Origin of the sequence: Saccharospirillum sp. (assembly GCF_039982735.1) — a bacterium.
In the GTDB taxonomy this organism is placed as follows: domain Bacteria; phylum Pseudomonadota; class Gammaproteobacteria; order Pseudomonadales; family Natronospirillaceae; genus Saccharospirillum.
The window spans coordinates 180,701-204,062 of the sequence record NZ_JBDWXV010000020.1 but is presented as its reverse complement, the minus strand read 5'-3'; the positions used below and the strand labels follow the sequence as shown (position 1 = coordinate 204,062).

At 51.8% G+C, this 23,362-nt stretch carries 18 protein-coding genes; 11 read left to right on the top strand and 7 right to left on the bottom strand.

All coding sequences use genetic code 11. The annotated features are described in order from the left end of the window. Nucleotides 1-104, top strand: a 104-nt coding sequence (locus tag ABJT94_RS18045) for an IS3 family transposase (RefSeq protein WP_348483176.1), incomplete at its 5' end; no start/stop codon positions are given. Nucleotides 105-806: 702 nt separating this feature from the next. On the opposite strand, the gene ABJT94_RS18040 is transcribed toward ABJT94_RS18045, so the two are convergent. After that, the gene (locus ABJT94_RS18040; RefSeq protein WP_348483175.1) at nt 807-1,289 is read right to left on the bottom strand and encodes a hypothetical protein; all 483 of its coding nucleotides are present in this window, start codon (nt 1,287-1,289) and stop codon (nt 807-809) included. Between the two features lie 332 nt (nt 1,290-1,621). Between ABJT94_RS18040 and ABJT94_RS18035 the strand changes: the two genes are divergently transcribed. From ABJT94_RS18035 to ABJT94_RS18020, 4 genes are all read left to right on the top strand, one after another. Continuing rightward, nucleotides 1,622-2,107, top strand: coding sequence for an Hcp family type VI secretion system effector (locus tag ABJT94_RS18035; RefSeq protein WP_348477823.1), 486 nt, complete (start codon nt 1,622-1,624; stop codon nt 2,105-2,107). Nucleotides 2,108-2,158: 51 nt separating this feature from the next. Then, nucleotides 2,159-2,590, top strand: a complete 432-nt coding sequence (locus tag ABJT94_RS18030) for a hypothetical protein (protein ID WP_348477822.1) — start codon at nt 2,159-2,161, stop codon at nt 2,588-2,590. A 10-nt stretch (nt 2,591-2,600) separates the two neighbouring features. Next, entirely contained in the window at nt 2,601-3,053 is a 453-nt protein-coding gene (locus ABJT94_RS18025) for a hypothetical protein (RefSeq protein ID WP_348477821.1), read from the top strand. Between the two features lie 175 nt (nt 3,054-3,228). After that, nucleotides 3,229-4,218, top strand: coding sequence for a transposase (locus ABJT94_RS18020; protein ID WP_348477820.1), 990 nt, complete (start codon nt 3,229-3,231; stop codon nt 4,216-4,218). 743 nt (nt 4,219-4,961) lie between these two features. On the opposite strand, the gene ltrA is transcribed toward ABJT94_RS18020, so the two are convergent. Beyond that, nucleotides 4,962-6,299, bottom strand: coding sequence for a group II intron reverse transcriptase/maturase (ltrA, locus tag ABJT94_RS18015; protein ID WP_348477819.1), 1,338 nt, complete (start codon nt 6,297-6,299; stop codon nt 4,962-4,964). A gap of 994 nt (nt 6,300-7,293) precedes the next feature. Here ltrA and ABJT94_RS18010 point away from each other — a divergent pair. From ABJT94_RS18010 to ABJT94_RS17995, 4 genes are all read left to right on the top strand, one after another. Next, nucleotides 7,294-8,634, top strand: a complete 1,341-nt coding sequence (locus ABJT94_RS18010; protein WP_348477818.1) for a hypothetical protein — start codon at nt 7,294-7,296, stop codon at nt 8,632-8,634. A gap of 713 nt (nt 8,635-9,347) precedes the next feature. Then, nucleotides 9,348-10,367 (top strand): CBASS cGAMP-activated phospholipase, encoded by a 1,020-nt coding sequence (locus ABJT94_RS18005; protein WP_348477817.1) that lies wholly within the window; start codon nt 9,348-9,350, stop codon nt 10,365-10,367. 4 nt (nt 10,368-10,371) lie between these two features. Then, nucleotides 10,372-11,577 carry a CBASS cGAMP synthase gene (locus ABJT94_RS18000; protein WP_348483174.1) on the top strand — a complete coding sequence of 402 codons (1,206 nt, stop codon included), beginning with the start codon at nt 10,372-10,374 and terminating at the stop codon, nt 11,575-11,577. Next, on the top strand, nt 11,577-13,328 hold the full coding sequence (locus ABJT94_RS17995; protein WP_348483173.1) for a ThiF family adenylyltransferase: 1,752 nt from the start codon (nt 11,577-11,579) through the stop codon (nt 13,326-13,328). The genes ABJT94_RS18000 and ABJT94_RS17995 overlap by 1 nt, the downstream gene beginning before the upstream one ends. 810 nt (nt 13,329-14,138) lie before the next feature. On the opposite strand, the gene ABJT94_RS17990 is transcribed toward ABJT94_RS17995, so the two are convergent. The 5 genes from ABJT94_RS17990 to fdhA form a co-directional block, all read right to left on the bottom strand. Beyond that, nucleotides 14,139-14,351 carry a formate dehydrogenase subunit delta gene (locus ABJT94_RS17990; protein ID WP_348477333.1) on the bottom strand — a complete coding sequence of 71 codons (213 nt, stop codon included), beginning with the start codon at nt 14,349-14,351 and terminating at the stop codon, nt 14,139-14,141. Between the two features lie 10 nt (nt 14,352-14,361). Next, nucleotides 14,362-17,241 carry a formate dehydrogenase subunit alpha gene (gene fdhF, locus ABJT94_RS17985; protein ID WP_348477331.1) on the bottom strand — a complete coding sequence of 960 codons (2,880 nt, stop codon included), beginning with the start codon at nt 17,239-17,241 and terminating at the stop codon, nt 14,362-14,364. A gap of 1 nt (nt 17,242) precedes the next feature. After that, the gene (locus ABJT94_RS17980; RefSeq protein WP_348477330.1) at nt 17,243-18,829 is read right to left on the bottom strand and encodes an NADH-ubiquinone oxidoreductase-F iron-sulfur binding region domain-containing protein; all 1,587 of its coding nucleotides are present in this window, start codon (nt 18,827-18,829) and stop codon (nt 17,243-17,245) included. Beyond that, nucleotides 18,826-19,341 (bottom strand): formate dehydrogenase subunit gamma, encoded by a 516-nt coding sequence (locus ABJT94_RS17975; protein ID WP_348477329.1) that lies wholly within the window; start codon nt 19,339-19,341, stop codon nt 18,826-18,828. Before ABJT94_RS17975 ends, ABJT94_RS17980 begins: the two co-directional genes overlap by 4 nt. Before the next feature lie 144 nt (nt 19,342-19,485). After that, nucleotides 19,486-20,685 (bottom strand): formaldehyde dehydrogenase, glutathione-independent, encoded by a 1,200-nt coding sequence (gene fdhA / locus ABJT94_RS17970; protein WP_348477328.1) that lies wholly within the window; start codon nt 20,683-20,685, stop codon nt 19,486-19,488. Nucleotides 20,686-20,962: 277 nt separating this feature from the next. Between fdhA and ABJT94_RS17965 the strand changes: the two genes are divergently transcribed. Both ABJT94_RS17965 and ABJT94_RS17960 read left to right on the top strand, forming a co-directional pair. Then, the gene (locus tag ABJT94_RS17965; RefSeq protein ID WP_348477326.1) at nt 20,963-21,337 is read left to right on the top strand and encodes a hypothetical protein; all 375 of its coding nucleotides are present in this window, start codon (nt 20,963-20,965) and stop codon (nt 21,335-21,337) included. 295 nt (nt 21,338-21,632) lie between these two features. Further along, nucleotides 21,633-23,255: a methyl-accepting chemotaxis protein gene (locus ABJT94_RS17960; protein WP_348477324.1), complete on the top strand. Its 1,623-nt coding sequence runs from the start codon at nt 21,633-21,635 to the stop codon at nt 23,253-23,255. Nucleotides 23,256-23,362: the final 107 nt, after the last annotated feature.

The following is a 23,362-nucleotide window of genomic DNA, read 5'->3' as shown; positions in this document are numbered from 1 at the left end:
GTCGCGCTTTGGGACGGTATATAAACAAGTTCTACAATGCGGTGAGGTTACACTCCGGAATCGGGTATTGCTCACCAGTGGAATATGAGCGAATGGTCGCTTGAAATGACGAGGTGTCCATTTTATCGGGGGAAGATCACGGGCTGCCAAGACACCCAACCAAAACCAATTAATGGTAGCTATGAATGTCGTAATCTCGATAGTTTAGAGGCATGAGTATCTCAGCAGACCGATGATAGCCACTGAGGGTGTGTGTTTATTTTAACTATTTGTTCCTAGCCGTGTTTGCCAACCGGCCTGGCTCAGACCCCGTGAACCTATCATAAGTAGAATAATTGTTAAAAAAGGCATGACGAACGCCATTAAGAAACAAGGTGCAATAACAGAGAGGATGGGACGGTCTCTGCGCGACCTTAAGTAAATAAGATTGGCCAGCCCCGTTGCAGGTATTGCAAACATAGCAAGCAGCAATGCCGCTAAACCAGCCCAGGAACCATTTCCAGTGTTCATCGCTATCACAATCATCACGAATAGGGCTTGAGCTAAGACGGGAAGCAAAACTCCGATCACGTATCGCATTTCTTCACCAATAATAAGGGGTTATTACCGAATATACTCAACGTAAGCATTACGATAGAACTTCTGGGACCCCAAGCTAATTAACGTAAACTATCAAAATCCAGCTCCTGATAGTTGTATCCCGTAGGTGTCTCAGCAAGCTATTCAAGTGAGTAGCACGATCATGTCTGTGTTAAAAAATCGCCGATTCGATGACACACTCAAGTATTCGTTGTCCCTTATTTTATTTAGTGAACACCTGAACTTCTATACTCACCGGCCTCTGGACAGGTAGCCTCTCCATAGTACTCCTGAACACTCTCGTGAGCACTTGTCATAATGTAGTCAAACACCCAGACGCCCTTTTCTTGAACGTAATACAGCGACAGCGATTCAGGATCGCCTTCTTGGTTAAGACCATTGATGGTTAGGCACCCTTGGCTTCCGTCTATAGCTTCGAAATGGCTGTCCACCGTTTTAAACTGGTAGGCTAGATTCTCAAAGAAGGGGCTACGGAACTCTTCGGGCATTCTTGCATCGGCTTCTTCAATAACCTTCACATAGTCAGCGGCCACTTTGGTCTTCTTGGCAGTTGGCAGATCTGTCTCAACCAAATGCTGGAAGTCTCGAAATTCCTGATAAAGAGTACATGGCTGCTCCTCGTGTGAGGTATTAGCTGCGCAACCTCCCAATAACAGAGTTATTGAAGCGACTACGGATACTTCTTTCATACTTTCAATCCAAATCGGGTTAATGCTTCCTTTCTACTATAACATTACGCACACCTTACGCGGTGACCACTGCGAACCCTTAGAGAAGTGAAGGAATATGTGATCAAGTTTGCATATACTCACAATATTCATGGCAACTCAACGTTATTTCAGAACATGTAGCATAGTTATGCCCAAAAAAGAAACGGACACATGCGATTTTTCGTTGAAACACTATATGTGAAGTCACTCATAAATAATCCAACGTCATAATGGTCATCATTGCAACTGGCAATCAACCTCAATAGTCTCTCTTTTCGTACGAATTCAAACCATTGAAAGGGAATAGGGATATGGCGATACCAGCATATTTATGGTTGCAAGACGAACAAGGAAATGACATCAGAGGCTCTGTAAACGTCACGGGACGAGAGGGTTCTATCGAACTGATAGAGTTTGACCATTCCATTTATATTCCTACCGACAATGATACTGGCGAACTCACGGGCACACGAAAGCATGGTGCGATTCGGCTGGTAAAGGCATTCGATGAATCATCTCCATACCTGTTTAAAGCATGCTGTAACGGCCAGAAACTAAAGAATGCCGTTATCCGCTGGTATAAGATTGACGACTCAGGGCAGGAAGTTGAGTATTATCAGCATGAACTTGAAGGTGTGAAGATCAACTCATACTCACCAGGAATGGCCAATACCAAAGATGTAGCCCTGGAAAGAATACCGCACATCGAAAATATATCATTGCGGTATGAGAAAATCACACATACTTATCTTGATGGTAATATCAGTCACTTCGACTCATGGAATGAAGGACGATAAACTGAAAGGGCCGAATTGGTCCTTTCAGCCACATCAAAAGGAAATGTACTCATGGCTGCTACTGAGCTACAGGTAAAGATTACAATTGCAAAGATAATTCAGCTTGCCTACGACACCGATGGAGATGTGACTGCTGCGATCGTCTATTCAGGAAGCAATTATTCAATTATTGTAGATCAAACCGGTCAAGTTAGGCTCGTAGGAACTGTGGGTGATAGTCTTGTATTCACTGGCAGTCCGGCTTTGGAAGGGCTGGGCCTAAAGCTGAGACGAGCAACCGTCAGTTTTAGCGGCGGAAGTGATGGTGCATTCGACTACACAGGTTCATTCGACTTTGCTATCGGTACAAGGGTTTCTGTTAGCGGTAGCATCGATGTATTTGAACTAATCCAGAGCTGCAGCGGCTTAGTATGTAAAGCTGCCAGGTTCTTATCAGGAAGAAACGCACAAATTGAACATGAACTTCAACAATACATTCGATAAAGGAATGACAATGAGATTATGGCTTCTGATTTATGTGTTCTTCCTTTCCGCTTGCACGACTTCTTCTGAAGCCGAAACACACCGAGATAGTCTATATGAGACGTTCCAAGAGTTCAGATCGCTGGTAGTTGAAGACTATACTTTGGCTACTGAAGCGATGATTTCAGACGAGTATGTAGCACGGACTCGTCAGGCTCAGGAAAACATGCCACAAGAGTTGCGAAGTCCCTATTTTGAGAACCTGGCAAAAAAAATACAGACAGAGCACAGTCACTTTGAAAAAATGGGCACTTCTGAAGGGTGTCTGACGATTAATGGTTTGGATGATCAGAAGCGACCAAAGTCACTTTCACTGTATTATATTAAAGAGAATGGGAAATGGGTTTTCGACTCGATCATGGTTGCGGGTCACCAGACAGTGAACGATTATTATAACCAAGCGATGTGCCCTGATCTTGAGTGATAATAGACAAGCAACCAGAACATCCTTCTCAATGTTCTGGACGGGTGGCTTATCCTTACCTTCTTAGTGAACACCTACTTTCTTAACGAAGACACCCACACAAAGACTTGACCCTCAGAAATCAATACAGTACTTTATACAGCATTGATATACTGGGCCGTCAGGGTAAGACACAATGCCACGTGCAAGGAAAAGCCAGATCGCCCTGGAGGGGACACCCTACTATCATTGCACCTCCCGTTGCGTGCGCCGCGCCTTTCTGTGCGGCCGTGATGAACACTCCGGTAACGACTACGAACACCGCCGAGGCTGGATTGAACAGCGCATGCTGGCCTTGGCCGAGGTGTATGCGCTCGATATCTGCGCCTATGCCATCATGTCCAACCATTACCATGTCGTTCTTCACATTAACGCTGAGAAAGCCAACACCTGGTCGGATACCGAGGTCATTCAACGCTGGCACACCCTGTCTGCTGGCAATTTTCTAAGCCATGAGTATTTGGCCGGTAAAGACCTGTATGAAGAGCAATTTAAAGTCCTCTCAGAGCTCGTAACAGAATGGCGTGAGCGCCTTATGTCGATCAGTTGGTTCATGCGGGCCTTGAACGAAGACATCGCACGCCAGGCCAACGCTGAAGACAGCTGTACGGGGCGTTTCTGGGAAGGCAGATTCAAATCCCAGGCCTTGCTCGATGAAACGGCCCTCGCAACCTGCCTGGCCTATGTCGATTTAAACCCTATTCGCGCCCAGATGGCCGATACTCCTGAGACCTCTGACTTTACGTCCGTCAAAGAGCGCATCAATACGGCTCGAAGCGAACCTGAAAGCCATGAACCAAAGCAACCAAGATCCTTGTTTCCATTCGTAGGATACCCCCGCCAGGACATGCCTACAGGCCTGCCCTTTCGGTTACAGGATTACCTGGAACTGGTTGACTGGACCGGAAGGCAGATTCGTACAGACAAGCGAGGAAGCATCGATCAGAATATTCCACCTATTCTCGATCGACTCAACATCGATACCGACTACTGGATTTACAACACTCAGAATTTCGAGAGTCAATTCAAGGGTTTAGTGGGAACAGTAATATCTATCAAAGCCAAGTGTCAGCGGTTTGGATACCAGCGAACACCGGGGCTAGAGGCTGCTACACAGCTAGCCTAATTCACCCGCCCAGAATCAATTATCAGGGTTTCCTGAGGCTTTCCTATGCCTGAAATCCACGGTTTTTGGCCAAAAACTCCGATTTTCCTTGTACGGGCTGCCCCCACCCTTTTTTTGCTAGAAGACTTTTCACTTCAAAGTTCAAATTTCATTTAAAGTCCACTAGCTTGGGTGTCCTGTTTGCAGTCTTTAGAAGGCCCGAAGGGTTTTAAGTTTAGGTTTTCGGGACAGTCCATAGGTGTCATCCTCCTTATCGTCGTCTTTGCCTATTTTTTGGTGTATCTGGACCGAGTCTATAAGTTATCAGTGGTGAATCCGCAACAGGCTATCATCAATGCTGAATGGGAGGCGTATAAAGAGCACTATGGAAGACTGAGGGTCCCTAACCAATCGCAGGAATGATGGCATTAAATTGAAGAATCCCGCATTAACTCAGCTGAATGTCATCATCAGTCCGGCGCTAGTCGGCACAATTAAAGTGGAAATTTGCTAACGCCTCAGTGACGTAACTGAGACACCTTCCTAAAGGCTTAACTCATCAACATGCAACCAGTCTTTTATACAGTATTAGCTCATCCATACCGTCAGCGCAAGGCACTATGCCGCGTTCAAGGGACACCCTGCTGTCTACTATGATGGCTGTCCTATTAGTCCACTATGGTCGCGGTAGGAATGCCGGTCACCCGGCACCCCCCGCACAGATCTGTACGTGCGCTACTAACACATACGGCTCCTACGTCGAGTCAACCACCAAATCGGTAAACCGGATATGGATGGACCACGCGCACTGGGGGCATAAACAGCCTAACTAACTTCTGGAACTTGTACCACTGTAAGCAGCCAGCTTTTTGACTGCGTCGGCGCAGTGCCTTGTACCAGGCCTTGCACACTTCTGTGCGGAAGGCTTTCATGGCTACATGGTTTCCGGGTACGGCGTAATAGTTCAGATAACCGGTAACCACCTTCCTGAGCCACTGCCCGACCTCTACTACAGGACGGTGCAGATTTAGCTTCAACTGCTTTTTGATCGCAGCGATCTTCGCTCGTTGTCGCTTGGCCACAGTGATTCGCCTTAAGGCAAATTCGCCGGTGCTCCAACGCACTGAACAGAAGTGCGTGAAGCCCAGGAAGTCGAAGGTGTCCGGCTTCCCCATGCCGCGCTCGCGACGATTGCTCTTGGCAAAACGCCCGAACTCCACCAGCCGGGTTTTCTCCGGGTTGAGCGACAGGCCGAACTTATCCAGCCGTTGCTCAAGTGCCCGTTGGAACCGTTTACCGTCATCCAGACACTGAAAGCAGTAGAGGCTGTCATCCGCGTAGCGTACTGCGTACATCGCGCCTCGCGAGTGACGATAGCGCCACTGCCTTACCCATAGATCCAGTGCATAGTGCTGGTAGATATTCGCCAGCAGCGGTGACAAGACCGCGCCTTGCGGCGTACCTGCCTCTGTTTTGGTCTTCCTCCCCTCGTCCACTACGCCGCATTTTAGCGTACGCTCCACTATCCGTAGCAGCCGTGGATCGGCGATTCGATGCTCCAGGAACGTCATCATCCAGTCATGCTGGAGAGTGTCGAAGAAGCGTTTGATGTCTGCATCCAGCAACCAGTTTACTTTCCGAGAGGCGATGGCTACATAGACGGCATCCAGGGCGTGGTGTTGACTTCGCCCCGGTCTGAAGCCGTAGCTAAAGCCCAGAAAGTCGACCTCATAAATCGCCTCCAATACCCACACAACGGCTTGTTGAACGACCTTGTCCTCGATCGTGGTAATGCCGATCGGGCGTTGCTGTCCATCTGCCTTGGGTATCCAGATGCGTTTTACGGGCTGGGGTTTGAACCGGTTGGTGTGGACGCGTGTGCACAGGTCGGTGATATGGGCCTCAAGTTCTTGCCCATAGTCTTCCCAGCTCACATCGTCGACGCCTTTAGCCGCCTTGGCATTCAGCGCGTAATACGCCTGCCGCAGCAGCTCCGGTGTCAGGTGTTTCAGCAGATTGTTGAATCGCTGTTTAGGGTTCCGTTTTGCCGATTGGCGTACTCGAACCAGTCCTGTCAGCGTTTTTCCCACGCTCTGTGTCATGGTCACACTCGCTTTGGTTCCAGGTTCCTCTTTGTTAGCGCCCTTCGCTCCACCGGCTCCGCTGTTAACCACTGCATGCAGTGGCCTTCGTTGTTCGCTGGCTTCCTCACTACTATGGCGCTATCCGACTTCCTGCATTGCACCGGTTCGGGCGACGCTTTTTGGGCTTTCCCGACCTTGTGGTTGGCAGGCAACCACGCAACGCAGGACCTCCCGGGTTTCGTGTAAAAGACATCCGTACATGCAACAGGTCTAACGACTCCGGAGAATCGGCCGCATTACTCGCAATAGCGTTCTGCAGCCGTGTTGCCTTCCCCATCACCCAACAAGGTCGGCATTCTCGGGATGTGATCTCGGAGCTCAATACTGTGCCTGCACGTTCCTCTGTCAACGCTTAACCCCGACCCTTACGAGCAGTGGCCCATGACTCGAGGTCCTGGCGGGTTGCTAGCCCTTACCAGATAGAGGGCTTTCACCTCCAATCTTCTACCGGCTTTGCCCGGCGCACTGGGTGTCCCTATTAGCTCAGGTAAATTCCTGGGAACAAATCTGGCTCAAATCTGGCTGGACACCCATCACAATTACATACTGTAACGATGGGTGTCTACGTAGTCTGTTAGGTGACTGCGGTTTCGCATAACGAAAATAGCTGGACACCCCTCGCAATTACAAACTGTAACGGTGGGTGTCTTCATACCCTTCTTCAGAATAAGTACCCGTATAGCGTCGGAATTTGTGGACGATGGCCACTAATATGCTACATTCAGAGGCATGGTATAAAATCGAGAACATCCACTGACGGGCTGTCAGCGGATGGATAAAAAGCAGACACAAACGACACCCAAAGATTGTGATTCATTGATTATACTGCCTAAAATGGAATGATATCGCTTGAGTGATCACTGAAACTCAATTGCCACTTGATGTCGAACTCTCACTTTGTACCTGAGCGAGTCGGTACTCGAATGGACGGATAATAAGATGGAGACTCTTTGTGCAAAAGCTTCGCCTAGCGCCCCTGCTGTTAGTAATCGCCGCTATATCCAGCAGTTTTGTCCGTGCGGAATCCGACCCTCGGGTCGAAGGCGTCGCCAACTACCTTGCATCACTGTCCACGAAGAATTTCAACTACATCGTCGAGAAGCACTTATTGGATAACAGCTACCTTCAATGTTACTACCCGAATGTCTATTCCAGCATCGAAACCGTCGGCCTGATGAATGCCATCAACTTCAACCCCGAGACTTGGCAGACCCAATTCGAACGCGATCTGGAGCGCTACTTTGGCATTGCAATGCTCCAAGTGCTGGATGAAGACAAGATAGAAACCTTTGCAGCGACAACTCGGGACGCCTACATCGAAGACTTCCTTCAGAAGTTTCAGGCCAAATCCCCTCAAACAGGTGAACTGATCGATTTGGATTTTATCCCTTTTTCCGCCACCCCCGAAGAACGAATCCTCATCAATCGTTTCTCTGATTCCATCAATACCTACATCAATAATCTGTACGACCTGCAGACACTTGTCATGGAATCCAGAGGAGACGTCTGCTCCGTTGCTAATGACGGCTCTCTGGCCATCACGAATGTGATCGTAAAATTTGACGACACCCTTACAGCTTTCAAGAATAGTACCGCTGCATTAACTGACATCCCGATCTATTTTGAGGGCGTTGAAGTCAACACTCGGAATATCGCCCTAGCATTGACCGCCTACACCTTCATGCAGGCCACGGGGATCACAGAAAATCAACTGCAGGAACTGGCGGAGGTCGCTGATTCCGACAACTATGAAGTGAAACTGCTCTATATCTTCAGCAAGCTTGAAGATGCCAAGCCTGATCTGCGAACTGAAAAAGCCTATAATCGCTTCAAGGATTTCATCTTCCTAAGCGCCAAACTCGCCGACGCCGACAATGCCAACAGCGTGGAAACTGCACTCAATACCTACCTGGCGGACGAGGTGAGCTTCGGTACCAAACGACAATTTACCTTCAACCTAACAGCCCAGGCTTACTTCGGCATTGCCTACGATTCACAACTGGACGACACCATTGCCACCCTTCCCATTGGACTTGAAGGCAGCTACAACCTAAACGGCTATCCCGTAGGCATCATGATCGGTATTATCGACTTCGCCGGTCCGACCGTGGCTGCCCTGGAGGAGGATTCGACATCGAGCTTTCAGTGGGAGGAATTGATATCACCCTCTGTGGGCCTGTCGGTTGGGTGGAATGATTTGCCCTTGGCGCTAACAAGCAGTTATACGTTTAAGACTGAGGCCGTTCGCGTTGGGGTTAGTTTGGATATGCCATTGCTGGACCTATCGCGATAGCAATGTTGGAATTGAACATCATTAGAGTAACTCAGGTAACATTTCAATAGTGTCCGACAAAACTACAAGGCTTATCTAGACACCCACCACAATATTAGTTCTCCGCTTTTCCGTGCGCAGACCGTCATCACCATACATCGCCAAATGACTTTTCACTTAGAGAAACTGGACACCCATTACTAGAGATAGCTAAAGACTATAGAAATGATATCTGTGATAGCCACTTAGAGTGGGTGTCTAGGCTAGCTCTGTCTTAGGGTTACCTGCTTTTTCGGCTCGGCGGAGCCAGTCGATTCCAAACTAACTACGCAAAATAAACAGACATCCATCGTAATTACAAACTGTAACGGTGGATGTCTACATAGCCGTGTTTGCTCGCGGATCTACTTAAAAAATTTAAGGCATCCAAAGCCCTCTACATGGGCCCCGTGAGGAGAGTAAATACTTGCATCGCATTTTTGCAAACATCTATATATTGACAGCCCACCACCAAAACAACACCATATATGGACATTTAGTGATTTGCAGGCCCTGCACGATAAGTAGCTTTATGGTCACTGGTAACGGATGAGCGTCCATAAACCCTTGTGTTTTGTGAATAGAAAAAACTTCTAAAAGCAAGCTTCAATAGCGTATCACTAAAAGGTACATGGCATGTCAAATAGAGATCAAGAAACAAAAACACTACGCGTCGGTCAAAATGGGAGAACTCAGTGAGTAGGTTTCAAATTCTTTCATTGTCCGGAGGTGGTATTCGGGGGTTGTATAGTATTAAAGTATTAGCCCTTCTCGAAGAGCAGCTCGCAGAAAATAATAGTGACCCGACATACAACATAGCCAAACATTTTGACCTAATAACTGGCACTTCAGTTGGCGGCATACTTGCGCTAGGACTGGCGTCCGGCATGAACGCGCGGCAACTTCTGGAAGTAATTGATAAAAATCGAACAAAAATATTTGATAATCCCAGAAAATGGAGGTGGCCTGTTATAGGCAAAATTTTTCACACATGTCATCGTGCTTTTAAGTCTCTTCATGACCAGTCAGCGTTAAAGGAGGTTTTGAATGGGCAATTTGGAAATAAGGTTATACAAGATCTTGAGCGACCAGTTGTTATACCTTCAATAAATGGCAACACAGGCGAACCAAAGTTTTTCAAGACACCTCACCATATAAGTTTTACTTTTGATAAAAATGTAAGGCTAGTAGATGTTGCACTAGCCACCTCTGCGGCTCCTACATTCTTCGATCCAGTTAATGTAGTAGATTCGTTAATGATTGATGGAGGCTTGGTAGCTAATGCCCCAACTTTGGTTGGCATACACGAGGCGATACACTTTCTTAACGTGCCACAAGAATCTGTTTACCTGCTTAATATTGGCACATTAAGCGAGAAGATAACCTTGAATTCTGATCGAAATAAAAAAAGGTGGGGTTATCTCAAAGCATGGGGTTTTGGGAGTACTCTAATAGAACTTACTATGAGTGCTAACTCCACCATGCATAACCACATTGCCAAACACATGTTGAAAGATAGACTATTAACATTAGATGATCCAAATACAAAGAATCAAAGCACTTCCCTAACACTGGATAACTCTAGCGACGAAGCAGCCGCTATGTTAAGAGGAAAAGCGTACGAGAAAGTTAAAAGTGAAATAAATAGTAAACAGTTGAAAGGTTTTTTTACGCATACACCTTCGAAACTACATTACAGTGGATTAGAGGTATAATAGTATGAAATACAATATAGATAAATTATTAGAATCAGGTAATAAATCACTCTTAGATAACATCACGCCTGGAAAAGAAGTAGAGCAGTCTTTAAAAGAACGCAGGAAAGAGATACGAGAAGTAATTAGACAGGCTTTCAGAGAAGTAGCATCAGTCCTTGATCAAGACAACCGCGGGTGGAGCGTAGACGACAGTCTGATACCGACTGACGTAGCGGAGCGCATTCGTACATTGGATGCCAGTGGAAAAGCAGAGCTTAAGAAGCTTAAACCAAAATTCAAAACACAGGGCTCGTTTGTATACCAAACAATGAACCTTCCTTGTCATGATAAACAACAGTTAGATCTTGACGATGGTGTATATCTTCCCATTGAAGTGATGAGGCACCAACCAATTGTCAGCAAGCAGCTATTCTTTGAAATAGTTGATGCAGCCTTGGCAATTTATGCAAATAGAAAAGGGTACAAATTTATAGGCTCGAAGCCGACATGTGCACGTATTGAAATTAGTAACAGCATGCATATCGACATTCCTTTATATGCGATTCCAAAAGACCAGTATATGCGGTTCCTAGAGACATATGACCAAGCAGCATTGAAAGGTTTGAACAAAAGGGAAGCCTATCTGGAGTCAGATGAAGTATATCTTGCACGAAGAGACGAAGAGCATTGGGTTAAATCTGATCCAATGCAAATAAATGATTGGTTTGAGGCTGAGAAGTCTAAATACCCCAAAAGGCTGGTTAGAACATGCCGGTTCTTTAAGGCATGGAGAGACTACACTTGGACAGCAGGTGGCCCATCGTCAATCACACTTATGGCCAGTGTTGTTAACACGTTTAATGATCATGATGGATTTGATAGCCTCAGCGAAGCAATCTTGATATGTTCTAAAGAGCTAAAACAGCAACTTGCAGAGGGTGTGCCTAGCCCCATAGAAGGGGAGTCAAACCTTTTCCCTCGCAATGGTATGAAAGGAGAAGAAATAAATGGAACGATTGAGAAAGCCACCGAATTCGCGCGAACAGTGAAGAAGGCCCTTGAGTTTTCTCATACTAAGGGGGAGTGCAACAGTGAAGCGAGAACAGTTTTTGGATCTAGACTCCCGTATACTCCTGACGACATTGAACAAGTTCTTAGCCAGAAAATCAGGGAAACACCTGCAAAAGTTGTACCGCAAGAAGATACACCAAATATGGATGCAGGTTAGTGCAGAATACAGAAGAGACTGAAATCGTTAAGCAAGTATTTAGACAATACAGGTACCGCCTGCAGGTTGTCGTAGGCGGAGGTTTCCGATTCAATAAAGTCATTTCAACTGCCGAGGGTCCATTCAAAGTTCAATTCTCACGCATCGACATAGGTAGTGGCAATCTGCCATTAGCAAAAGTTTTAGACATGCCAGAACTATTCAAGGACCAGTTGATACCACACTTAATGCCCGGTGGTTACATATGTTTCCTAGATGAGCAGACAACAAACCTGAACCCCCTTGATATAGGTGGCTTACTCGCTACTTGTATAGAGCGAGTCGAGACTGTAATTAGTGATTGGGTGAGTAGAAATTCTCAAGATGACATTCCTGAAGAGTTCGTGAACTACTGGAGCATGTCAGATTGCATACAAACAAATATCATTAGCTCCACCCCTAGTGTCGGCATATTTTTCAGACGACAGATGTTAAATGGTAATATTATTGAAGAGCCGGTCTTTGGAAGCACCGAAGCATCGATTAAAGATTGGACTGAAAAGTCATTTGACATTAAGTCACAGGTCGGTCGCGAATCGCCAGTATACACCATTGAACTAAGTCAGAAGCTATTTGTACCGTTTTCAATTGATTGGCCCATAGATTCTACGAAGAAATTTTTTGATTGGTTGAAGGCAATTGATAGCCAGGCGTTTGGGGTATTGATTAATAAGATTTCAGATGGTGGCACACAGTCACTGATATTTATTCAGCTCAACTACTCTAATGACGTGGTTGGTGCGTACATATTATTAAATAGGGAAGGATATTTAGATTTTCAAAATGTAATCAAAAAAATACAACGACACAAGAAGGCTTCCTCCAGGAAAAGAAAGAAGAAGTCAAACCTTTTGTCTCCCAAAGATATATTGCCGACCTTAATCGATCCAAAAAATGTGGCAGCCTTTACTAGGTTGATTGGAGTGAAACACACAGAGAGCTTCATTACTAGTCGAAATACGCCTAACGAATCGATACAGGATCTCCGAATAGCCCTTATTGGTGCAGGTACTATAGGTGGGTACCTCGCTCAAAGTCTCGTTCAAGTAGGGGCTGGCTCGGGTAGCGGCCGACTCTCTATTTATGACCCAGATGAACTCCATAGTGAAAACTTAGGTAGACACATCCTTTCTGACAACTTTTACTTGGGAGAGAATAAGAGTAAAGCAATTGCGCATCAACTTTCAAAAGTTTTTTCTGGTGCTAGAATCGATACAAAACATAGTAGATTCTCGTCAGGTGACCTCAATAAGCGATGGGATATCATTATTGATGCAACTGGAGATTCTAGATTTTCCTTGCTTTTGTCAAAGTGGTACCGTGGATCAGACCTAAAATCGATGTTAGTACATGGGTGGGTCACTGCTTTTGGAAAAGCAGTACGAGTCTTAGTTGATGATAGAAAGTACTCATGCTACTCGTGTGTAGCACTATATAATAGTAAGATAGGAAGTGAGCGATTCCCCTTATTCTCTAAAAAAGCAGACCTTAGTGAGCTTAGTTCCTTTCATCGCCAATGTGGGAAAAGCTACCAAGCATTTACTTCTCAACCAGGTATGACTGCTGCTGGACTGATAGTTCGATCTGTTCTGGACAGGCATAAGCCAGGGTTTGTTCGATTTCGACAACTCAACCTAGATGATTGCGTCCTAGAGACAAAAGACCAAAATCCTAAACCAGCAAAGGCATGCCCAGTTTGTTCGAAGAGTTAATAGTATCGTTTACGCCCGAACACCATGTACTTATTGAGCCTAGAGTATTAGAAACCATATATAGTTATAAGCAAATGCGTCTTACGTCGCCTGAATCAGGTGGAGTACTTATTGGTAACTATAGGGGTAGCAGTATACATCTAGTTGCAGTTACCACCCCTAAAGACGGAGACATAAGTGCTAGGCACAAATTCTTACGTCGAAGTAAGTGTCACGGGATGGAAGTCAATGATCACTGGAAGAAGAGTGGTGGAACTAATTGCTGGATGGGTGATTGGCATACACACCCAGAACCAAGTCCAACACCATCATCTATAGACACAAAATCTTGGTTGAAAAACTACTACAATAGACCAATGGTTTCTTTAATCGTAGGAACATCCAGCATATGGATTGGGCTGCATATAGATATACAATGCAGGTCTGAGTTAATTGATATACACCGGTTAGAAAAAAGCAGGTCAACAACCTCCTAACAAGCTAACTTGTACTTCAACCGCAAGATATGGTTTCACTTAAAATCTCTTTTTGCTTTTCTCTAGCCCCAACAAAACCAACCAAAAACCAAAGCCCCCATCCGGTACCGTCTTTCGCAGCAGGCATGGATGCCTGCGGTAGGGCTTGGGTGGCAGGATGCCCCTGCAAGCCCGGGCGAAAGACGGTACCGGTTGGGAGCGGATTCTGGCTGGGATGGGGTTCGAAGGGGTTTTGGTCTGTGGTTTGTCTGAAGAAGCAAGGTCAAGGGCCCCTCTCCCCAGCCCTCTCCCGCATGGCGGGAGAGGGAGCATTTAGTTTTGGTGGTCTGTTGGCCTACAACCGCCTAACAGCTTCAACAGCCACCTCATTCAACCCAACCCCACCGGCCCTCACATACTCCTTCACCTCCACCTTCATCGGCTTAGCCCAAAACTTCCGCACATGCCCCGCCACCGCCTCGGCAGTGGCTTCTGGGGTTTCCTGCCGGGGCGCATTATCAGCAATCTGATTAATCATCTTAACCAAAGTATCGATCTGGCTACTCATCGCATGGGTCTCACTTCATCACCGGTTCAGTAGCTTCAGGTGTTTTCAACAACCCCCACTGCTTCTTATGCTGCACCCGGTGCCGTTCCTGCCAGGCACTCGGCTGCGCAACTTTCTCACACTGCACAGCAGTCACCTTGTACTCAGGGCAATTGGTGGCCCAGTCCGAGTTGTCGGTAGTAATCACGTTGGCGCCGCTCACCGGGTGGTGGAAGGTGGTGTACACCACGCCCGGTTGCATGCGGGTGCTGATTTTGGCTTGCAGCACGGTGTCGCCGGCGCGGCTGGTCAGGCCGACCCAGTCGCCCTCGTTGATGCCGCGTTCTTCGGCGTCGTGCGGGTGCAGTTCCAGCCAGTCCTGGTTGTGCCAGCTTTGGTTGTCGGTGCGTCGGGTTTGGGCGCCTACGTTGTATTGGCTGAGGATGCGGCCGGTGGTGAGCAGCAGCGGGAACTTGCGGTTGGCGCGTTCGGTGGTGGCAACGTAATCGGTCACCACGAAGCGACCTTTGCCAATTGGGAAGGTCTGCTCGTGCATAATCGGCATGCCGTTCGGGTACTCGTCGTTGCAGGGCCACTGAATGCTGCCCAGCTCGTCGAGCTTCTGGTAGGTCACGCCCTTGAAGCTTGGGGTCAGGCTGGCAATCTCGGCCATGATCTGTTCCGGGTGGTCGTAGTGCATGTCGTAACCCAAGGCATTGGCGAGGTCTTGGGTGATTTGCCAGTCTTCTTTGCCGGCCAGCGCGGGCATCACTTTGCGCACGCGGTTGATGCGGCGTTCGGCGTTGGTGAAGGTGCCGTCTTTTTCCAGGAAGGAAGAGCCCGGCAGCAATACGTGCGCGAACTTGGCGGTCTCGTTCAGGAAGAGGTCTTGTACGATCAGGCATTCCAGTGAGCCGAGCGCCCGTTCTACGTGCTGGGTGTTCGGGTCGGACTGGGCGATGTCTTCGCCCTGTACGTACAGGCCTTTGAAGCTGCCATCAATTGCGGCATCGAACATGTTCGGAATGCGCAGGCCCGGTTCGTTATCGATGGTCACGCCCCAGGCGTCTTCGAAGGCTTTGCGCGGGGCATCTTGGGATACGTGCTGGTAGCCCGGCAGTTCGTGCGGGAAGCTGCCCATGTCGCAACTGCCCTGCACGTTGTTCTGGCCGCGCAGCGGGTTCACGCCCACGCCTTCGCGGCCAATGTTGCCGGTGGCGAGTGCCAGGTTGGCAATGCCCATCACCATGGTGGAACCCTGGCTGTGTTCGGTCACACCCAGGCCGTAATAAATGGCGCCGTTGCGGGCGTTGGCATACTGGCGGGCGGCGGCGCGCACGCTTTCGGCCGGTACGCCGGTGGTGCTTTCGGTCGCTTCCGGGGCGTGGCGTTCGTCGCTGATGAACGCATGCCAGGCAGCATATTCGCCCGGGTCGCAGCGTTCGGCGATGAACAGCCGGTCTTCGAGCCCTTCGCTCACCACTACGTGTGCCAGGGCGTTAATCAGCGCGACGTTGGTGCCGGGGCGCAGTGGTAAATGCAGGGCGTCGCCGCCATGCGGGGTGGTCATTAAATCGATGTGGCGCGGGTCGGCCACAATGAGTTGAGCGCCCTGGCGCAGGCGGCGGCGCAGTTGGGAGGCAAACACCGGGTGGGCGTCGGTCGGGTTGGCGCCTATCACCACAATCACGTCGGATTGCATTACCGAATCAAAGGTCTGGGTGCCGGCGCTTTCGCCCAGGGTCTGTTTCAGGCCATAGCCGGTGGGCGAATGGCACACCCGGGCGCAGGTGTCGGTGTTGTTGTTGCCAAAGGCGGTGCGCACCAGCTTTTGCACCAGGTAGGCTTCTTCGTTGGTGCAGCGGGAGGAGGTAATGCCGCCCACGCTGTCTTGCCCGTATTTGGCCTGAATGGCTTTAATGCGGTCGGCGGCGAATTGCAGGGCTTCGTCCCAACTGGCTTCCTGCCAGGGCTCGTCGATGTGGTTGCGAATCATCGGCGTGGTCAGGCGGTCCGGGTGGGTGGCGTAGCCGAAGGCGAAGCGGCCTTTCACGCAGGAATGGCCGTGGTTGGCGTGGCCATCCTTGAACGGCACCATGCGAATGAGTTCGTTGCCTTTCATTTCGGCTTTGAACGAACAGCCAACGCCGCAATAGGCGCAGGTGGTCACTACCGAGTGTTCCGGCTGGCCCTGTTCGATCACGGAGTTTTCCATCAGCGTGGCGGTTGGGCAGGCTTGCACGCAGGCACCGCAGGAGACGCATTCGGAATCCATAAAGTCGTCGTCTTGCCCGGCGGAGACTGTAGAGTCGAAGCCCCGGCCGTCGATGGTCAGCGCGAAAGTGCCCTGCACTTCTTCACAGGCGCGCACGCAGCGCGAACAGACGATGCATTTGCTCGGGTCGAAGGTGAAATAGGGGTTGCTGGTGTCTTTTTCGGCGACCAGGTGGTTCTCGCCTTCATAGCCGTAACGCACGTCGCGCAGGCCGACGGCGCCAGCCATGTCCTGCAGTTCGCAGTCGCCATTGGCCGGGCAGGTCAGGCAATCGAGTGGGTGGTCGGAGATGTACAGTTCCATGACGTTGCGGCGCAGTTTGGCGACGCGGTCGGTCTGGGTGTTTACGCTCATGCCTTCGGCTACCGGCGTGGTGCAGGAAGCCGGCAGGCCGCGCCGCCCTTCAATCTCGACCGCGCACAGGCGGCAGGAACCGAAGGCGTCGAGGTTATCGGAGGCGCAGAGCTTGGGAATCTGAATGCCGGCCAGGGCGGCTGCGCGCAATACCGAGGTGCCCTCGGGCACCGCAATGGCGTTGCCGTCGATGCTCAGGCGCACGGTTTTTTCCGTGACCGGGGGCGGGGGTGTACCCAGGTCGCGGTCGGTGCGGGCGTTGGGGTCGAAGATGTGCAGCATGTTAGTGCTCCTCCGTCGTCGGTGACGCGGTGGTTCGGGCAAAGTCGTCCGGGTAGTAGTGTAGTGCACTGCGCACCGGGTTGGGGGTCATGCCGCCCATGGCGCACAGGGAACCGAATTCCAGGGTGTCGCACAGGTCGTGCAGCAGTACCAGGTTGGCATCGCGGTTTTCGTTGTTGCGAATGCGGTCTATCACTTCAACGCCGCGGGTAGAGCCAATGCGGCAGGGCGTGCATTTACCGCAGGATTCAACCGCGCAGAACTCCATGGCGAAGCGGGCCTGTTCGAGCATGTCGACGGTATCGTCGAACACGACGATGCCACCGTGGCCCACCACGGCGCCTATTTCGGCAAAGGCTTCGTAATCGAGCGGGGTGTCCCACTGGCTTTCGGGCATGTAAGCGCCGAGCGGCCCGCCGACCTGAACGGCATGCATAGGCCGGCCCGACGCGGTGCCACCGCCGTAATCTTCCAGCAATTCGCGCAGGGTGATGCCAAAGGCCAGTTCAACCACCCCACCCCGTTCGATGTTGCCGGCCAGTTGGAACGGCAAGGTACCCAGTGAACGGCCCTGGCCGTAATTGGCGTAGGCCTGGCCGCCTTCGGCCAGAATAAAGGGGATGGCCGCGAGTGTGAGTACGTTGTTCACGACGGTCGGCTGACCAAAGGCGCCTTTCAAGGCCGGCAGCGGCGGCTTCACCCGCACCTGGCCGCGTTTGCCTTCCAGGCTGTCGAGCAGGGAAGTTTCTTCGCCGCAAATGTAGGCACCGGCGCCGAGGCGCACTTCCAGATGAAACGCCTTGCCGGATGCCAGGATGTTATCGCCCAGGTAGCCCGCCGCTTTGGCGCGCGCAATGGCGTCGTTCATCACAAGGTGCGCCAGCGGGTATTCGGAGCGCAGGTAGATGTAGCCGGTCTCGGCACCGACGGCGAGGCCGGCGATGGCCATGCCTTCAATCAGCATGTAGGGGTCGGCTTCCATCACCAGGCGGTCGGCGAAGGTGCCGGAATCGCCTTCGTCGGCGTTGCAGACGATGAATTTCTGGCCGGAATAGCGGCTGTGTTCCGTATATGGGTTCGCATCTAGCACGGTTTGCCATTTGATGCCCGCCGGGAAGGCGGCCCCGCCCCGGCCACGCAGGCCGGAGGTTTTGACTTCATTCACAATCTGCTGGGATGTAGATGCCAAGGCCGCAACCAGGCCTTCGAAGCCGCCGTGGGCGCGGTAATCGTCTATTGAAACCGGGTCGGTAATGCCAGCGCGGGCGAAGGTGAGCCGCTGCTGGTTTTTCAAATAGGGGATGTCTTCAGTGAGGCCAAGGTACAAGGCATGGCCTGCGCCGCCTTCGAGTAGACCGGCTTCGATCAGTGACGGCACGTCTTCCGGCATTACCGGGCCGTAGGCGACTCGCCCGGCGTCGGTCTCGACTTCGACCAGGGTTTCCAGCCAGAACAGGCCACGCGAGCCATTGCGCACCAGCGTTATCTCGGCACCCTGTGCATCGGCCGCTGTTGATAGAGCCCGGGCCACTTCGTCGGCACCGAGAGAGACGGCGGTGGTATCGCGCGGCACGTAAATGCGAGTCATGCGTCGCCCTCCGTCAGCGGTTCCGGGTCTAGCGGTACGGTGATGGCGTCGTCAATAATGGCATCGAACCGTTCGGCGCTGACGCGGCCGTGAATGTGGTTACCAATACGCACTGAGGGGCCCGTCGCGCAATTGCCCAGGCAGTACACCGGTTCCAGCGTGAACTCGCCGTCGCGGGTGGTCTGGTGGTAATCGATGCCCAGGCGTTCCCGGGCGTAGTGTTCCAGCTCGCGGCTGCCGCGTGCCTGGCACGCTTCGGCCCGGCAGATTTGCAGGCGGTGGTTGCCTATCGGCTGGGTGTTGAAATCGTGGTAGAAGCTGATCACCCCGTGCACTTCTGCGCGGGTAATCTGTAAGCCCTCGGCAATCACCGGAACGGTGTGCTCGGGAATGTGGCCCAGGGTATCGCGCACCTTGTGCAGAATGGGTAGCAAAGCGCCGGGCTTGTGTTTCAGGTCGGCCACAATGGCCTTTACCCGGGAAAGCGTATCTGAGGGTGTTGCTTGGAGCATTTAGGGTCACCTGTGGTTTTATTTGAATCAGGGACATGAAACTGGGTGCACACGGGCACTGAAAGCCAGTGTACACCCGGTTCAGGGGCGCTTGTAGCGTGTCTGTTGCAACGCTGCGCCCACATTCACGGGTAACCCTGATTCTCAGGCCGCGAATGACCCGTGCGGGTCGATCACGAATTTCTTCGCGGCGCCGCCGTCGAAATCGGCATAGCCTTTGGGGGCCTGATCCAGGTTGATCATCTGCACATTGACCGCTTTGGCAATGTGCACCCGGTCGAACAGAATCGCTTGCATCAGGGAGCGGTGGTATTTCATCACCGGGCATTGCCCGGTGTGGAAGGAGTGGGATTTCGCCCAGCCCAATCCGAAACGCATGCTCAGCGCCCCTTTCTGAGCCGCCTCTTCGGCAGCACCCGGGTCATCGGTCACGTACAGGCCGGGAATCCCAATCTGGCCACCGGCGCGGGTGACACTCATCGCGGAGTTCAGCACTGTCGCTGGCTGCTCATGAGCGTGGTTGTGACCACAGGCATGCGCTTCAAAACCCACGCAATCGACAAAGCAGTCGACTTCCGGTTCACCCAGAATTTGCTCAAGCATGTCGGGCAGCTCGGCATCCTGTTTCAGGTCGATGACTTCGCAGCCAAAGCTGCGCGCCTGGTCGAGGCGTTCATCGATCATGTCGCCGACGATCACACAGGCGGCGCCCAGCAAGCGAGCACTCGCTGCGGCTGCCAGCCCCACAGGGCCAGCACCGGCGATGTAAACCGTAGAACCCGGGCCGACGCCCGCCGTCACACAACCGTGGAAACCGGTGGGGAATATGTCTGACAGCAGGGTCAGGTCCTGGATTTTCTCTTTGGCCTGGTCGCGGTCCGGGAACTTGAGCAGGTTGAAGTCGGCGTAAGGCACCATGACGTATTCCGCCTGGCCACCGACCCAGCCACCCATATCAACATAGCCGTAAGCGGCGCCGGGACGAGCCGGGTTCACGTTCAGGCAGATGCCGGTGCGGCCTTCCTTGCAATTGCGGCAACGGCCGCAGGCAATGTTGAATGGCACCGAGACGATGTCGCCCGCTTTCAGGAACTCGACATCCCGGCCACATTCGATGATCTCACCGGTGATTTCATGGCCGAGCACCAGGCCTGGCTGAGCGGTGGTGCGGCCGCGCACCATGTGCTGGTCGGAGCCGCAAATGTTGGTGGTCAGCACCTTCAGAATCACGCCATGGTCGCAACGGCGACTGCCCAGGGCAAGTTCGGGAAAGGCGATGGATTCGATGGAAACTTTACCGGGGCCCTGATAAATCACCCCGCGGTTGCCTGCGTTACTGGTCATGGCGTGTTCCTTTTTGTTGTGAGGGATTGGGAACGTCTGGAGCCTCTGAATAACTCTCCGGAGGGAAACTATTCAGAGGCTCCCAACCAACTTTACCCCCTGGCCGGTCTTTCAATTGTCCAGTTGCGACACTTTACGGTGTCTGAGCGCAACGGGGATACACGCATTGCTACTGGCCAACTACTGTATTAATATCCAGTCATTGATTTGACAAACCCGCCTGCAACGACCGGTGCCGATCGCGGCCCGGCGGGCGGCGACTCATGGGAGCAGTACCTTGGATTATCAACTGATAGGAAAAACCTTGGAAAACACCGGCAAAGACATCCAGAAGCTGAACAACAAACTCGATAAAGTGCTGGAAAAGCTGCTTGAGGTGGAGTCTCTGGAAGAACGCAAGGCCGATGCCATTGCCCGCATTGAAGCCGGTGACATCACCGAAGCCATCAACATTCTGAAAACGGTCGAGAAAGACCAGTCCAAAGCAGAAGACCTGAAACTGGAAGAAGCCAAGCTGCGTGAAGAGCTGGAAGCCTTGCGGATAACCGCCGAGAAAGCGGCCAAAGGCGAGGTTGAAACCAGCTCAACACCTGATACCCCGGAACAGACTGAAACCGACGCCGCCCCCGCTCGCGATATCGACGCTGCCTGATTTGTAACAAAGAGAAGAGAACCCTCTCCCCGGCCCTCTCCCGTGGGACGGGAGAGGGAGCTGTTCGCTGGTTGAAAACGACCTGTGTCTATCGCTAACGACACCTCACTTTCCAGTCCTCTCGCCCCGCCGGGGAGTGAGTTAGAGAGAGGGGACGGCGTAGCCGTTTGTTCTCCCTGCACCACTGAACCATAAAGAAACTGGAACGGTGGCCGCTAACGTCCAATACTATCAATAATGATTCGGGGCCTCACTCCCGATTCCCTCCGCTTCGCTGCGCAACTGGAGCCCGACCATGATTCGACGCCTGTCTATTGGCCTTCGACTTACGCTGACTTTTGTGTTGGCTGCTGTGTTGTTCGTTATTCTGGGTGCCTTCAGTCTGTTGCAATTAAATAGCCTGAACCAGCAAATCGAAGAAATCGATGAAGTGCTGGTGCCCAAGCAAATATTGCTGGGTGATATGAACAGTGAGTTATTGCGGCTTAGAGTGAACCTGGGCAACGTTGTCACCAACTTGATGGGATCACGTCAGCAGGAGTTTAGAGACGCGGCAACATCGGCGCTTGAAGCAATGGCCGTCGCCAAACAGCGTTACCTGGAACTGATCGATAACCCAGCCGACAGGGCCGCCTTTGAGGAATACGAAGCCGCCGAGGCCGAGTACCTGGCAATGGCGGCTCAGCTTTACGAACACATCGATGACCGCCAGTTCGCCATGGTGGCCGACCTGCGTAACGACGAAATGGCACCCGCCGGGTCTGCGCTCAGCGGCATTATTCGGGGGCTGATTACAGTCGAAGAAGGCCGGGTTGAAGCCGCCTCCGTTGAAGCCGACCGGGTTTACAACCAAGCGCTGATCACCATTGGTTCAGCCGTAGTCATTCTGGTGGTACTGCTCGGGCTTTCAGCACTGGTGCTGACGCGCAGCATCACAGGCCCGCTTCGTTCAGCGGTCGATCTGGCCGATGCCATTGCCGACAACGACCTGACTACAGCGGTCAGCAACAGCGGGAAAGATGAAGTCAGCCAGCTGGTCACGGCGATGTCGCGCATGCAAGGCGCGCTGCGCGAAACATTGGCCCAAATCAGTTCCAGTTCAGAACAGCTGGCCTCCTCTTCCGAGGAGCTCAGTGCCGTTACCGACGACAGCACGAAGAACCTGCGTCGCCAGAATGAAGAAATTGAACAGGCAGCCACAGCGGTGAACGAACTGACGGCGGCTATTGAAGAAGTGGCCAGCAACGCAACCGGCACCGCCGAGGAATCTCACGAGGCTGAGAGCCAGACGCGGCTTGGCCTGGAAAAAGTCAGCGGCACCGTCGCGGCTATTGAGCGGTTGGCCAAAGCCATTGGCGATACCGCCAGTAACATGGAAGCCCTGGCGTCGAAGGTGTCAGACGTCGGTTCGGTGCTGGACGTGATTCGCGGTATTGCCGAACAAACCAATTTGCTGGCGCTGAACGCGGCCATTGAAGCGGCCCGGGCCGGCGAAGCCGGTCGTGGTTTTGCGGTGGTGGCCGATGAAGTGCGGGCGCTGGCGAGTCGCACAGCCGATTCCACCAAGGAAATTGAAACCATCATCGATGCGGTTGAAACCGGTACCGACCAGGCGGTGACCGCCATGCGCGACAGCAACACCAGCGCTACCAATACGCTGGAAGCCGGGCGCGATGCGGGCGATGCCCTGCAAGCCATTGCCGCGCTGATCGAGAAGATCAACGAGCGCAACACGGCCTCAGCCAGTGCCGCTGAAGAGCAGGCTCAGGTGGCGCGTGAGGTCGACCGGAATCTGGTCTCCATCCGCGACATCGCTGTGCAGAACGCGACCGGTGCAGATGAAACCCTAACCTCCAGCAAAGAGCTGGCGCGGTTGGCCGAAGGCCTGAACCAGGTGGTGTCGCGGTTTAAGGTCTAACCACTGTTGAATTTGGATTTGTGCCAATGGTCCGCGGCGGCCACCGGGTAAGCCCCTGTGGGGTCGGCGTGAACCCATCCATGGGGCCTAGGCCACAACATCCCTGT

What these genes read in the sequence shown, in the direction of transcription:
- ABJT94_RS18020 (WP_348477820.1), top strand. Translation starts at nt 3,229, where the DNA reads ATGCCACGTGCAAGGAAAAGCCAGATCGCCCTGGAGGGGACACCCTAC.
- ltrA (WP_348477819.1), bottom strand. Translation starts at nt 6,299, where the DNA reads ATGACACAGAGCGTGGGAAAAACGCTGACAGGACTGGTTCGAGTACGC.
- ABJT94_RS18000 (WP_348483174.1), top strand. Translation starts at nt 10,372, where the DNA reads ATGAAATACAATATAGATAAATTATTAGAATCAGGTAATAAATCACTC.
- fdhF (WP_348477331.1), bottom strand. Translation starts at nt 17,241, where the DNA reads ATGCTGCACATCTTCGACCCCAACGCCCGCACCGACCGCGACCTGGGT.
- ABJT94_RS18035 (WP_348477823.1), top strand. Translation starts at nt 1,622, where the DNA reads ATGGCGATACCAGCATATTTATGGTTGCAAGACGAACAAGGAAATGAC.
- ABJT94_RS17975 (WP_348477329.1), bottom strand. Translation starts at nt 19,341, where the DNA reads ATGCTCCAAGCAACACCCTCAGATACGCTTTCCCGGGTAAAGGCCATT.
- ABJT94_RS18025 (WP_348477821.1), top strand. Translation starts at nt 2,601, where the DNA reads ATGAGATTATGGCTTCTGATTTATGTGTTCTTCCTTTCCGCTTGCACG.
- ABJT94_RS17980 (WP_348477330.1), bottom strand. Translation starts at nt 18,829, where the DNA reads ATGACTCGCATTTACGTGCCGCGCGATACCACCGCCGTCTCTCTCGGT.
- ABJT94_RS17960 (WP_348477324.1), top strand. Translation starts at nt 21,633, where the DNA reads ATGATTCGACGCCTGTCTATTGGCCTTCGACTTACGCTGACTTTTGTG.
- ABJT94_RS18030 (WP_348477822.1), top strand. Translation starts at nt 2,159, where the DNA reads ATGGCTGCTACTGAGCTACAGGTAAAGATTACAATTGCAAAGATAATT.
- fdhA (WP_348477328.1), bottom strand. Translation starts at nt 20,685, where the DNA reads ATGACCAGTAACGCAGGCAACCGCGGGGTGATTTATCAGGGCCCCGGT.
- ABJT94_RS18040 (WP_348483175.1), bottom strand. Translation starts at nt 1,289, where the DNA reads ATGAAAGAAGTATCCGTAGTCGCTTCAATAACTCTGTTATTGGGAGGT.
- ABJT94_RS17990 (WP_348477333.1), bottom strand. Translation starts at nt 14,351, where the DNA reads ATGAGTAGCCAGATCGATACTTTGGTTAAGATGATTAATCAGATTGCT.